Below are 12,146 nucleotides of genomic sequence, written 5' to 3'. Positions count from 1 at the left end.
ACCCTCCGGGCCGCACCGCGACCACGAGGCGTCCCCCAGCGGCGACGATCGCGTCCAGCCGTCCCGCCGGGAACCCTCCGGGCCCCGCGCCGGGACGGCTCGTACGCGCGCTCCCCTAGACCCGGAAGCCGAGGGCGCGCAGCTGCTCGCGGCCGTCGTCGGTGATCTTGTCCGGGCCCCACGGCGGCATCCAGACCCAGTTGATCCGGATGTCGTCGACCAGACCGGGGCCGGGGCCGCCGGTGAGCGCCTGGCGGGCCTGGTCCTCGATGACGTCGGTCAGCGGGCAGGCCGCCGAGGTCAGCGTCATGTCGATGATCGCGACGTTGTTCTCGTCGACGTCCAGGCCGTAGACCAGGCCCAGGTCGACGACGTTCACGCCGAGCTCGGGGTCGACGACGTCGCGCATCGCCTCCTCGACGTCCTCGATGAGCGCCGACTTGTAGGCCGGCAGGTCACCGGGGGCGCCGTCGGTGGCGGGGGTCGCGTTCTCGGTGGTCTCGCTCATCACTGGCCTCCGGCCGGGGTGGTGGGGTGGGTGGCCGACACCGTCGTGGACAGGGCTCGGGCGGACGCGTCCTTGAGGGCCATCCAGCTCATCAGCGCGCACTTGATCCGCGCCGGGTACTTGGAGACGCCGGCGAACGCGACGGCGTCCTCCAGCTCGTCCTCGAGCTTCTCGGCGACGGCGGGGTCGCCCTTGGCCTGCATGAGGGTCATGAAGTGCTCGCCGGTCTCCAGCGCCTCGGCCACCGGCTTGCCGACCACCAGGTCGTACATCGCCGAGACCGACGCCTGGCTGATCGAGCAGCCCATGCCCTCGTAGGACACGTCGGCGACGGTGTCCCCGTCGAGCTTCACCCGCAGGGTCACCTCGTCGCCGCACGTCGGGTTGACGTGGTGCACCTCGGCGTCGAACGGGTCGCGCAGACCGCGTCCGTGCGGGTTCTTGTAGTGGTCCAGGATGATCTCCTGGTACATCGACTCGAGCTGCATCAGCGGATCGACCTCACACCGTTCCGAAGAACTTCTGCGCCGCGCGAATTCCGTCGGCCAGCGCGTCGACGTCGTCGTAGCCCGTGTGCACGTAGAACGTCGCCCGGGTGGTCGCCGGGACGCCGTAGCGCCGCACGACCGGCCACGCGCAGTGGTGACCCACGCGGACGGCGATGCCCAGGTCGTCGAGCACCTGGCCGACGTCGTGCGGGTGGATGCCCTCGACGGTGAAGGAGACCGCTCCGCCGCGGGCCACTGTGTCCGGCGGGCCGATCACCGTGACGCCGGGGATCGCGGCGATCTGCTCCAGCGCGTAGGCCGTGAGCGCCCGCTCGTGCTCCTCGACCTTCTCCATGCCGAGGCGCTGCAGGTAGTCGACGGCGGCGCCGAGCCCGACCACCTGCGCGGTCATCGGGACGCCGGCCTCGAACCGCTGCGGCGGCGGCATGAAGGTGGAGCCCTCCATGCGCACGACCTCGATCATCGAGCCACCGGTGAGGAACGGGGGCAGCTTGTCGAGCACCTCGTAGCGGCCCCACAGCACGCCGACCCCGGTGGGCCCGAGCATCTTGTGCCCCGAGAACACCAGGAAGTCCGCCCCCAGCTCGGTGACGTCGACGGGCTGGTGCGGCACCGACTGCGCGCCGTCGACCAGCACCAGCGCGCCGACCTCGTGCGCCCGCTCGACGATCGGCGCGATCGGGTTGATCGTGCCGAGGATGTTCGACTGCTGGGTGACGGCGACGAGCTTGGTGCGCTCGTTGACCACCGTGGCCAGGTCCGAGAGGTCCAGCCGGCCGTCGTCGGTCAGCCCGAGCCAGCGCAGGGTCGCGCCGGTGCGCTCGCACAGCTGCTGCCACGGGACCAGGTCGGCGTGGTGCTCCATCTCGGTGACGACGATCTCGTCACCCTGGCCCACCGCGTAGGTGCGGAACTCCGGCTCCTTCGCCGTCGCGGCGTTGGAGAGGGCGTAGGCGACCAGGTTGATCGCCTCGGTGGTGTTCCGGGTGAAGACGACCTCGTTCTCGGGGGCGCCGATGAACGCGCCGATCTTCGCCCGGGCCTCCTCGTAGGCGCCGGTCGCCTCCTCGGCGAGCTGGTGGGCCCCCCGGTGCGGCGCGGCGTTCACGTTCTCGTAGAACCAGCGCTCAGCATCCAGCACCTGGCGCGGCTTCTGCGAGGTGGCCCCGGAGTCGAGGTAGACCAGCCGCTTCCCGTCCCGCACGGTGCGGGACAGGATCGGGAAGTCCGCCCGGATCGCCTCGACGTCCAGGGGGAGCGGGGTGCGCGCCCCCGTGTCGGGACGCGAGGCGGTCGAGGTCATGCGCTCGCGACCTCCTGGGTGCCCTTCACGTACGCCGCGTAGCCCTCGTTCTCCAGCTTCTCCGCGAGCTCCGGGCCGCCCTCCTCGGCGATCCGGCCGTTGACGAAGACGTGCACGAAGTCCGGCTTGATGTAGCGCAGGATCCGCGTGTAGTGCGTGATCAGCAGGACGCCGACGTCGCCCTCCTCGCGGGTGCGGTTCACGCCCTCGGAGACGATCCGCAGCGCGTCGACGTCGAGGCCGGAGTCGGTCTCGTCGAGGATCGCGATGCCCGGCTTGAGCAGACGCATCTGCAGGATCTCGTGGCGCTTCTTCTCACCACCGGAGAAGCCCTCGTTGACGTTGCGCTCGGCGAAGGCCGGGTCCATCTCGAGCAGTTCCATCTCGCTCTTGACGTCCTTGACCCAGGTGCGCAGCTTCGGCGCCTCGCCCTTGATGGCGGTGGCGGCGGTGCGCAGGAAGTTCGACACCGAGACGCCGGGCACCTCGACCGGGTACTGCATGGCCAGGAACAGGCCGGCGCGGGCCCGCTCGTCGACGCCCATCTCGAGGACGTCCTCGCCGTCGAGCGTGACGCTGCCCCCGGTGATCGTGTACTTCGGGTGGCCGGCGATCGAGTAGGCCAGCGTGGACTTACCCGAGCCGTTGGGGCCCATGATCGCGTGCGTCTCGCCGGAGCGGACGGTCAGGTCGACGCCGCGGAGGATCTCCTTGGCGTCGTCACCCTCGCCCACGCTGACGTGCAGGTCGCGGATCTCCAGAACGGACACTTCTTCTCGCTCCTCAGTTGGCGGCCGCGGCGGGGCGGGTGCCGTCGGCCTCGGTGTCGACGTACACGTCCTCCCCCTCCACGCGGACCGGGTAGACGGGGACCGGCTCGGTCGCCGGCAGGTTGGTGGGCTCGCCCGTGCGCAGGTCGAAGCACGACCCGTGCAGGAAGCACTCGATCGTCGGGGCGCCGTCGAAGGTCTCGACGTCGCCGTCCGTCAGGGGGACGTCGGCGTGCGAGCACCGGTCCTCCAGGGCGTAGACCTCGCCCTCGAACCGGACGACGGCGATGTCGATGTCGGCCAGCTCGACCCGCAGCGAGCCCGTCTCCTTGATGTCGGAGAGGGCGCAGACGCGTTCGAACGCCATGGTCAGGCCACCTCGACCGGCTGGTCGTCGAGGGCCGGCAGGGCGCCGAGGCGCTCGTCGATGGAGGCCATCAGCCGGTCCTGCAGCGCATCCAGGCCGATCCGCTGGACGACGTCGGCGAAGAAGCCGCGGACGACCAGGCGGCGGGCGGTCTCGGCGTCGATGCCGCGCGAGCAGAGGTAGAACAGCTGCTCGTCGTCGAACCGGCCGGTGGCGCTGGCGTGCCCGGCGCCGACGATCTCGCCGGTCTCGATCTCCAGGTTCGGCACCGAGTCGGCGCGGGCGCCGTCCGTGAGCACCAGGTTGCGGTTGAGCTCGTAGGTCTCGGTGCCGGTGGCGGCGGGCCGGATGCGGACGTCGCCGATCCAGACCGTGCGCGCGCCCTCGCCCTGCAGCGCGCCCTTGTAGAGCACGTTGCTGGTGCAGTTGGGCACCGCGTGGTCGACCCACAGGCGGTGCTCCTGGTGCTGGGTCTCGTCGGAGAAGTAGACGCCGAACAGCTCCGCGCTGCCGCCGGGGCCGGCGTACTGCACGTTGCTGACCAGGCGGACGAGGTCGCCGCCGAGGGTCACCACGACCTGGGTGAAGGTGGCGTCCCGCCCGACGACGGCGTCGAACTGCCCGCCGTGCACGGCGCCGGGGGCCCAGTCCTGCACCGACACCAGCTTCACCTGGGCGCCGTCGCCGACGAGGACGGAGACGCCCCCGGCGTAACGGGCCAGGCCGCTGTGGTCGAGCACGACCGTCGCCTCGGCGAAGGCGCCGACCTCGATGACGAGGTGGCCCCAGACGACCTCCTCGGAGCCGGTGCCGGCCAACCCGAGGGTGACCGGGCGGTCCAGCCGGGCCTCCTTGGCCACGCGGACGACCGCGGCGCCGCCGCTGCGCTGCCGGGCCAGGGCGGCCAGCCGGTCGACCGGCTCGGGCAGCCCCTTGAGCAGCGGGTCGCCGGCCTCGACGCTGGTCAGCTCGACGCCCTCGGGCAGGTCGGTGGTCCAGCTGAGGTGGGCGTCGGACGGGGCGCCGTCGAGCAGCGGCCTGACCCGCTTCATCGGGGTGAAGCGCCAGGTCTCCTCGCGCCCGGTGGGCACGCCGAAGGCCTCCGGGTCGGTCGAGGTGAACCGCTCCGCCGGAGAACCGGTCGGCGTGGACCCGCCGTGCGAGTGCGCACCGGGCGCGGCCTGCCCGGCCGTGCCGGTGCCGGCGGCGGGGACGGCCGGCGGACCGGCCTGCGTCCCGACGCCGTCGCCGAACAGCTCGCCGGCGAGGGTGGCCGACTCGGTGGTCAGCCCGGTGGTGGTGGGGGCGTTCTGGTCGGGCATCAGCCGACGGCACCTTCCATCTGCAGCTCGATGAGCCGGTTGAGCTCGAGGGCGTACTCCATGGGCAGCTCGCGGGCGATCGGCTCGACGAACCCGCGCACCACCATCGCCATGGCCTCGTCCTCGGAGAGGCCGCGGCTCATGAGGTAGAAGAGCTGGTCGTCGCTGACCCGCGAGACAGTCGCCTCGTGACCCATGGCGACGTCGTCCTCGCGGACGTCGACGTAGGGGTAGGTGTCCGACCGGCTGATCGTGTCGACCAGCAGCGCGTCGCACTTCACCGTGGACTTCGAGCCGTAGGCGCCCTCGTCGACCTGGACCAGGCCGCGGTAGGAGGTGCGGCCACCACCGCGGGCCACCGACTTCGACACGATCGTCGAGGAGGTGTGCGGCGCGGCGTGCACCATCTTGGCGCCGGCGTCCTGGTGCTGGCCCTCGCCCGCGAAGGCGATCGAGAGGACCTCGCCCTTGGCGTGCTCGCCGGTCATCCACACGGCCGGGTACTTCATCGTCACCTTGGAGCCGAGGTTGCCGTCGACCCACTCCATGGTCGCGCCCTCGTGGGCCACGGCCCGCTTGGTGACCAGGTTGTAGACGTTGTTCGACCAGTTCTGGATGGTCGTGTACCGGCAGCGGGCGTTCTTCTTGACGATGATCTCGACGACCGCGGAGTGCAGCGAGTCCGACTTGTAGATCGGCGCGGTGCAGCCCTCGACGTAGTGCACGTAGGCACCCTCGTCGACGATGATCAGCGTCCGCTCGAACTGGCCCATGTTCTCGGTGTTGATCCGGAAGTAGGCCTGCAGCGGGATCTCGACGTGCACGCCCGGCGGCACGTAGATGAAGGAGCCACCCGACCACACGGCGGTGTTCAGCGCGGCGAACTTGTTGTCACCGGAGGGGATCACCGAGCCGAAGTACTCGCGGAACAGCTCCGGGTGCTCCTTGAGCGCCGTGTCGGTGTCCAGGAACAGGACGCCCTGCTCCTCCAGGTCCTCGCGGATCTGGTGGTAGACGACCTCGGACTCGTACTGCGCCGCGACACCCGCGACCAGCCGCTGCTTCTCCGCCTCGGGGATGCCCAGCTTGTCGTAGGTGTTCTTGATGTCCTCGGGCAGCTCCTCCCAGGACGTCGCCTGCTTCTCGGTGGAGCGCACGAAGTACTTGATGTTCTGGAAGTCGATCTCGGAGAGGTCCGAACCCCAGTCGGGCATGGGCTTCCGGTCGAACAGCTTGAGGGCCTTGAGACGGCGCTCGAGCATCCACTCGGGCTCGCTCTTGCGGGCCGAGATGTCGCGGACGACGTCCTCGCTCAGACCGCGCTTCGCCGACGCGCCGGCGACGTCGGCGTCGGCCCAGCCGTACTCGTAGCGGCCGAGCTGCTCGATCTGCTCGTCCTGCGTCAGCGGCGTGGCCGTGGCCGGCTGCTGGGTGCTGGTCATGCGGGCGTCCTCTCCCGGTCGTTCGTGGGGGCGGTGCTGGTGGACTCGGTCGTGCGGGTGCGCGCGCGGTGGGGCGCTGCACGCTCACCCGGTACAGGGCGTCCGGGGGCCGATCTGTTCCCCGTCCGCGTGTGATCAGGAGCCTGCCCGGGGCGGATCGGCCCGGGGATGTGCGTCGTGCACACCCCGTCGCCGTGGGCGATCGTGGCGAGCCGCTGGACGTGCGTGCCGACCAGCCGGCCGATCACCGCCGTCTCGGCCTCGCACAGCTGCGGGAACTCCGCCGCGACGTGCGCCACCGGGCAGTGGTGCTGGCAGAGCTGCCCGCCGCCCGACAGCGCCGAGGCGGTGGCAGCGTAGCCCTCGGCCGTCAGGGCGGCGGCGAGCGCCCGGGCCCGGTCGGCCGGGGCGCCGGCGCTGCCGGTCGTGGCGGCCTCGACCGCGCTGGAGGCGCGCGCCTCCAGGCCGGCGAGCTGCTGCTCGGCGACGGCCCGGACGGCGTCGGGGCCGCCCGCCGCGGCGACGTACCGCAGCGCGGTGAGCGCCAGGTCGTCGTAGGCGTGCGGGAAGGCCGAGCGGCCGGCGTCGGTGAGGTGGAAGCGCCGGGCGGGGCGGCCGCGGCCGCGGTGGGCGTCGCGCACCTGCCGCTCCTCGACCCGGCCGGTGGCGACCAGGGCGTCGAGGTGGCGGCGCACGGCCGCCGGGGAGATGCCGAGGCGGCCGGCGAGCTCGGTCGCCGTCTGCGGCCCGTGCTCCAGCAGCAGCCCGCTCACGCGGTCGCGGGTGCGCCCGTCGTCGGCGGACGCCGACGGCCGGGGCTTCGCCGCGAGAATTTCCACAACACGAGTGTGTCCTATTTCGGGGGCCTCGCAAGCAAGGTCCACCTAAGAACGGCGCTGGGAGGCGGCGTTCGTGATCAGCTTCACGCCGCCGGGGCGGGAGCGGTCGTGACCGGCGGCGACGTGACCCGGGACGGCCGGGTGCGGCGCTCCCGCCGGAGTCCCTGCGGCAGCCGGTCGGTGGTCCGGCGCAGCCGCCGGGTCGACGTGCCCTGCCCGCGGCCGGCGACGGCTTAGCATCGGGGCGTGCCGGTGCTGCCCGCCTCCTTCTCGTCCACGACCATCTCGCGGGTCGCGTTCGCCAACCTGCTGGCCAACGGGGCGATCGTCCTGACCGGCGGCGTCGTCCGCCTCACCGGCTCCGGGCTCGGCTGCCCGACGTGGCCCCGGTGCACCGACGAGAGCTTCGTCACCACGCCCGAGATGGGCATCCACGGCGTGGTCGAGTTCGGCAACCGGCTGCTGACCTTCGTCCTCGCGGTCCTGGCCGTCTCGCTCGTCGTCGTGGTGGTGCGCTCGCCGCGCCGCGACCTGCGTCCCCTGGCCGTGGCGGCGTTCCTGGGCATCCCCGCGCAGGGCGTCGTCGGGGGGATCACCGTCCTGACGGGCCTCAACCCGTGGACCGTCGCCGCGCACTTCCTCGTCTCCATGGGCCTGGTCGCGCTGACCACCGTGCTGTGGCTGCGGTCGCGGGAGCCGGGTGTCGGCGCGCCGCTGCTGGGCCGGCCGTTCCGCCTCCTGGTCGGCGCGATCGCCGCCGTCACCGCTCTGGTGCTGGTCATGGGCACCGTCGTCACCGGCAGCGGGCCGCACAGCGGCGACCCGGAGGCCGGCCGCACCGGCCTGGACCCCGAGCTGGTCAGCCACCTGCACGCGGACGCCGTCTTCCTCCTGGTCGGGCTCACCGTCGCGCTGCTGGTCGCCCTCTACACGACCGACTCCCCCGGCCGGGTGCGCCGGGCCGCCCGCGACCTGCTCGTCGTGCAGCTGGCCCAGGGCGTGGTCGGCTACGCGCAGTACTTCACCGGCCTTCCCGTCCTGCTCGTGCTCCTGCACATGCTGGGCGCCGTGCTCATCACCGCCTGCACCGCCCGCCTGGTGTGGTCGGTCCGCGGGCCGGCGTCCGAGCTGCCGCTGACCGCGCCCGCCCAGCCGGCGGTCGCCGCCCGGTGACGCCGCGCCGGCCGCACCCGGTCGGCGTCAGCCGTGCCACACCAGCACGACGAGCAGCGCGCCGTCCGGTGACTCCCACCGCGACGCCGTGACCGCCTCCGGGGCGGTCCGGGCGTCGGCCCAGGCCGGCCAGGCGTCGTCCTCGTCGCACCAGAGCAGCCGCCCGCCGGGCAGGTAGGTGACGACCGGGCTGCCGGACTCGACGAGCGCCTCGACCTGCGGCCGCTGCAGCGTCGCACCGCGCGGCGAGTACGTGCGCCCGTCGGCACCCACGAGCCGGCCCATGCGGGCGTCGGCGAGGTCCCGGCGCACGGCCAGAGGTTAGCGAGGGCGGCGACCGGGCGAGGACCTGGCGCACGGCCCCGAGGTCAGCGACGTCGGCGAGCGTCGGCCCGGTGTCCCCTCGGGGCGCTGGAGACGACCCCAGGGCGACGGTCGGCACCGCGCCGGCCCCGCCATGAGGGGGACGGGGTCCTTTCTCAGACGATGGCGTCGACGACGATCGCGACCGACAGCAGCGACAGGTACGAGATCGAGACGTGGAACAGCTGCATCGGCTTCATCTCGCCGCCACGCTTGATGCGGGCGAGCAGCCGGTGGGACTCGACGACGAACCAGGCGCCCAGCAGCGCCGCGGGGATGGCGTACCCCAGCCCGATGCCGTAGCCGGAGGCCACCGGCCAGAGCAGCAGCGAGACGGCGACGGTGGCCCACGCCCAGGCCACGGACTGCCGGCCGACCGACAGCGCCGTGGTCACCACCGGCAGCATCGGGACGTCGGCGCGGGCGTAGTCGTCCTTGAAGCGCAGGGCCAGCGCCCAGAAGTGCGGCATCTGCCAGCAGAAGACGATCCCGAAGACGACGACCGCCGGCCAGTCCAGCGACCCGGTCACCGCGGCCCAGCCGATGAGCACCGGGGCCGCGCCGGGCACGCCCCCCCACTCGGTGCTCCGGCGGGTGTGCCGCTTGAACACCATCGTGTACAGGACGGCGTAGTAGAAGATCGCCGCCGCCGCGAGCACCGCCGCCAGCGGGGTCGTCGTCGCCAGGAGCAGCGCGATGGAGCTGACGGTGAGCACGCAGCCGAAGACGAGGGCCGCCCGCGGGGTGACCTCGCCGGTCACCAGCGGCCGCTTCTGCGTGCGCTGCATCAACCGGTCGATGTCCCGGTCGAAGTAGCAGTTGAAGACGTTGGCCGCCCCGGCGGCGAAGGTGCCGCCCAGCAGCGTCCAGAACAGCAGCGACAGCGACGGCCAGCCCCGGTCGGCCAGCATCATCGCCGGCACCGTCGTGATCAGCAGCAGCTCGATGATGCGCGGCTTGGTGAGGCCGACGTAGGCGCCGACGCGGGCCCGGAAGCGCGAGGCGAGGCGGGGGGCAGGGGCGGGGGCGGCGGTGCGCTCGGACAGCACCGTCACCGGGTGCCCTCGTGCGCGGTCGCGCGCGGGCAGCAGGGCACCACGGGATCCCTTCGAGCCTGGGGGCGGAACTCCCCCACTGTAGCCCCGGCCCCTCCCGAGGCCGGCGCGCGGCATGACCTCGGATGACTAGGGTTGATCACGTTGCTGCCGCCGGTGCAGCGGGTAGGGGCCGTCCCGACGACGCCGTCGCACTCCCGGGCCCACCGGCGGCCGGCCGCGCCCGGGCACGACGTCAGGCCTACCTCGAGGGAGAACCGACCAGATGGACACGCGCAGCACCGGGCCGGAAGCGCCGGCCGAGGCCGCGACCGACGCGCCGACCGGCAGCCCGTCGCAGCCGCAGCCGACCCTCCCCGACGGCTTCGGGGACCTCGACCGCCGCGCCATCGACACCGCCCGCGTGCTCGCGATGGACGCCGTGCAGAAGGTCGGCAACGGCCACCCCGGCACCGCGATGAGCATGGCCCCCACGGCCTACCTGCTGTTCCACAAGTGGCTGCAGCACGACCCCAGCGACCCGAACTGGGTCGGCCGCGACCGGTTCGTGCTGTCCATGGGGCACTCCAGCCTGACGCTCTACGTGCAGCTGTTCCTCGCCGGCTACGGCCTCGAGGTCGAGGACCTGCAGGCGCTGCGCACCTGGGGCTCGAAGACCCCGGGCCACCCCGAGGTCAACCACACCCCGGGCGTGGAGACGACGACCGGCCCGCTGGGCCAGGGCGTCGGCAACGCCGTCGGCATGGCCATGGCCGCCCGCCGCGAGCGCGGCCTGCTCGACCCCGACGCCCCCGAGGGCGAGAGCCTCTTCGACCACACCGTCTGGTGCTTCGCCTCCGACGGCGACATGGAGGAGGGCGTCAGCGGCGAGGCGTCGTCGCTGGCCGGCACGCAGAAGCTCGGCAACCTGGTGGTCGTCTACGACGACAACCGCATCTCCATCGAGGACGACACGACCGTCGCCTTCACCGAGGACGTCGCGGCCCGCTACGAGGCCTACGGCTGGCACGTGCAGACCGTGGACGACGGCGAGGACCTCGCCGCCGTGGACGCCGCCTTCGCCGCCGCCAAGGCGGAGACCGGCCGGCCGTCGTTCATCCAGCTGCGCACGATCATCGCCTGGCCCGCGCCCAACAAGCAGAACACCGGGGCCTCGCACGGATCGGCCCTGGGCGAGGACGAGGTCCGCGCGACCAAGGAGATCCTCGGCTTCGACCCCGAGCAGACCTTCCAGGTCGACGACGAGGTGCTCGCCCACGCCCGCTCGGTGGTCGAGACCGGCCGGGCGGCCCGCGCGGAGTGGGACCAGGCGTTCGCGGCGTGGGAGCAGGCCAACCCCGAGGGCGCCGCGCTGCTGGCCCGCATGCGCGAGCGCCGGCTGCCGGAGGGCTGGGCTGAGGGGCTGCCGACCTTCCCCGCCGACGAGAAGGGTGTGGCCACCCGCAAGGCTTCGGGCAAGGTGCTGGCCGAGCTCTACCCGCGGCTCCCGGAGCTGTGGGGCGGTTCGGCCGACCTGGCCGAGAGCAACAACACCGCCGTCGAGGGCGAACCGTCGTTCCTGCCCGCCGACCGCCAGACGAAGATGTGGTCCGGCGGGCCCTACGGCCGCACCATCCACTTCGGCGTCCGCGAGCATGCCATGGGCGCGGTGATGAACGGCATCGCCCTGCACGGCGGCACCCGCGTGTACGGCGGCACCTTCCTCACCTTCTCCGACTACATGCGCGGCGCGGTGCGGCTGGCTGCGCTCATGCAGCTGCCGGTCACCTACGTCTGGACGCACGACTCGATCGGGCTGGGCGAGGACGGGCCGACCCACCAGCCGATCGAGCACTTCGCCGCGCTGCGCGCCATCCCGGGGCTCGACGTCGTCCGCCCCGCGGACGCCAACGAGGTCACCGTCGCCTGGCGCACGATCCTGGAGAACAACGACCGCCCGGCCGGGCTGCTGCTGTCCCGGCAGAACCTCCCGGTGTTCGACCGCGAGCAGCTGGCCTCCGCCGAGGGCGTGGCCCGCGGCGCCTACGTCCTGGCAGAGGCGTCCGGTGGTGAGCCGGAGGTGATCCTGCTGGGCACCGGCTCCGAGGTGCAGATCGCCGTCGCCGCGCGCGAGCGGCTGGAGGCCGACGGCGTCCCGACCCGCGTCGTCTCCGTGCCCTGCGTGGAGTGGTTCGCCGACCAGGACCAGGCCTACAAGGACGAGGTGCTCCCGCCCTCGGTCCGCGCCCGGGTCAGCGTGGAGGCCGGTGTGCCGATGGGCTGGCGCGAGTTCGTGGGCGACGCCGGCCGGATCGTCGGGCTCACCCACTACGGGGCCAGCGCCGCCTACAGCGTGCTCTACGAGGAGTTCGGCCTGACCGACGAGGCCGTCGTGGCCGCCGCCCGCGAGAGCCTCGAGGCGGCGCGCTCGGGAGCGGCCGTCCCCGCCGGTCCGGTCGCCGCCACCGGGGGCCTCCCCCACCCCACGGGCGACCAGTAGGGCCCCGTACGCGGCC

At 72.8% G+C, this 12,146-nt stretch carries 12 protein-coding genes; 2 read left to right on the top strand and 10 right to left on the bottom strand.

What is annotated here, in order from left to right; all coding sequences use genetic code 11:
* Positions 1 to 115: 115 nt before the first annotated feature.
* The 8 genes from E9529_RS05085 to E9529_RS05050 are packed head-to-tail and all read right to left on the bottom strand — an operon-like array spanning position 116 to position 7,060.
* On the bottom strand, positions 116 to 508 hold the full coding sequence (locus tag E9529_RS05085) for a metal-sulfur cluster assembly factor (RefSeq protein WP_236826719.1): 393 nt from the start codon (positions 506 to 508) through the stop codon (positions 116 to 118).
* Positions 508 to 996: a Fe-S cluster assembly sulfur transfer protein SufU gene (gene sufU / locus E9529_RS05080; RefSeq protein ID WP_236830023.1), complete on the bottom strand. Its 489-nt coding sequence runs from the start codon at positions 994 to 996 to the stop codon at positions 508 to 510. The genes E9529_RS05085 and sufU overlap by 1 nt, the downstream gene beginning before the upstream one ends.
* 13 nt (positions 997 to 1,009) lie before the next feature.
* Entirely contained in the window at positions 1,010 to 2,320 is a 1,311-nt protein-coding gene (locus tag E9529_RS05075) for a cysteine desulfurase (protein ID WP_236830022.1), read from the bottom strand.
* Positions 2,317 to 3,090 carry a Fe-S cluster assembly ATPase SufC gene (gene sufC, locus E9529_RS05070; RefSeq protein ID WP_236830021.1) on the bottom strand — a complete coding sequence of 258 codons (774 nt, stop codon included), beginning with the start codon at positions 3,088 to 3,090 and terminating at the stop codon, positions 2,317 to 2,319. The genes E9529_RS05075 and sufC overlap by 4 nt, the downstream gene beginning before the upstream one ends.
* Before the next feature lie 13 nt (positions 3,091 to 3,103).
* On the bottom strand, positions 3,104 to 3,457 hold the full coding sequence (locus E9529_RS05065) for a non-heme iron oxygenase ferredoxin subunit (protein WP_236830020.1): 354 nt from the start codon (positions 3,455 to 3,457) through the stop codon (positions 3,104 to 3,106).
* 2 nt (positions 3,458 to 3,459) lie between these two features.
* On the bottom strand, positions 3,460 to 4,779 hold the full coding sequence (sufD, locus tag E9529_RS05060) for a Fe-S cluster assembly protein SufD (protein ID WP_236830019.1): 1,320 nt from the start codon (positions 4,777 to 4,779) through the stop codon (positions 3,460 to 3,462).
* A complete protein-coding gene (gene sufB / locus E9529_RS05055) occupies positions 4,779 to 6,221 on the bottom strand; it encodes a Fe-S cluster assembly protein SufB (RefSeq protein WP_236830018.1) in 1,443 nt (480 codons plus the stop codon). Before sufB ends, sufD begins: the two co-directional genes overlap by 1 nt.
* The gene (locus E9529_RS05050) at positions 6,218 to 7,060 is read right to left on the bottom strand and encodes a helix-turn-helix domain-containing protein (RefSeq protein WP_236830017.1); all 843 of its coding nucleotides are present in this window, start codon (positions 7,058 to 7,060) and stop codon (positions 6,218 to 6,220) included. Before E9529_RS05050 ends, sufB begins: the two co-directional genes overlap by 4 nt.
* 246 nt (positions 7,061 to 7,306) lie before the next feature.
* Here E9529_RS05050 and E9529_RS05045 point away from each other — a divergent pair, with 246 nt between their 5' ends.
* Positions 7,307 to 8,233 carry a heme A synthase gene (locus tag E9529_RS05045; RefSeq protein WP_236830016.1) on the top strand — a complete coding sequence of 309 codons (927 nt, stop codon included), beginning with the start codon at positions 7,307 to 7,309 and terminating at the stop codon, positions 8,231 to 8,233.
* 27 nt (positions 8,234 to 8,260) lie between these two features.
* On the opposite strand, the gene E9529_RS05040 is transcribed toward E9529_RS05045, so the two are convergent.
* Entirely contained in the window at positions 8,261 to 8,545 is a 285-nt protein-coding gene (locus tag E9529_RS05040; protein WP_236830015.1) for a hypothetical protein, read from the bottom strand.
* A 167-nt stretch (positions 8,546 to 8,712) separates the two neighbouring features.
* Positions 8,713 to 9,651 carry a heme o synthase gene (locus E9529_RS05035; protein ID WP_236830014.1) on the bottom strand — a complete coding sequence of 313 codons (939 nt, stop codon included), beginning with the start codon at positions 9,649 to 9,651 and terminating at the stop codon, positions 8,713 to 8,715.
* 265 nt (positions 9,652 to 9,916) lie between these two features.
* On the opposite strand from E9529_RS05035, the gene tkt reads away from it, so the two are divergent.
* Entirely contained in the window at positions 9,917 to 12,130 is a 2,214-nt protein-coding gene (gene tkt, locus E9529_RS05030; protein ID WP_236830013.1) for a transketolase, read from the top strand.
* The last annotated feature ends 16 nt before the right edge of the window (positions 12,131 to 12,146 follow it).

The sequence above is a fragment of the Blastococcus sp. KM273128 genome, assembly GCF_021698975.1.
GTDB lineage: Bacteria > Actinomycetota > Actinomycetes > Mycobacteriales > Geodermatophilaceae > Blastococcus.
Note: the sequence above shows the minus strand (reverse complement) of the source record. Positions and strands in the feature narration are given on the sequence as shown.

What these genes read in the sequence shown, in the direction of transcription:
- E9529_RS05085 (WP_236826719.1), bottom strand. Translation starts at nt 508, where the DNA reads ATGAGCGAGACCACCGAGAACGCGACCCCCGCCACCGACGGCGCCCCC.
- sufU (WP_236830023.1), bottom strand. Translation starts at nt 996, where the DNA reads ATGCAGCTCGAGTCGATGTACCAGGAGATCATCCTGGACCACTACAAG.
- E9529_RS05075 (WP_236830022.1), bottom strand. Translation starts at nt 2,320, where the DNA reads ATGACCTCGACCGCCTCGCGTCCCGACACGGGGGCGCGCACCCCGCTC.
- E9529_RS05065 (WP_236830020.1), bottom strand. Translation starts at nt 3,457, where the DNA reads ATGGCGTTCGAACGCGTCTGCGCCCTCTCCGACATCAAGGAGACGGGC.
- sufD (WP_236830019.1), bottom strand. Translation starts at nt 4,779, where the DNA reads ATGCCCGACCAGAACGCCCCCACCACCACCGGGCTGACCACCGAGTCG.
- sufB (WP_236830018.1), bottom strand. Translation starts at nt 6,221, where the DNA reads ATGACCAGCACCCAGCAGCCGGCCACGGCCACGCCGCTGACGCAGGAC.
- tkt (WP_236830013.1), top strand. Translation starts at nt 9,917, where the DNA reads ATGGACACGCGCAGCACCGGGCCGGAAGCGCCGGCCGAGGCCGCGACC.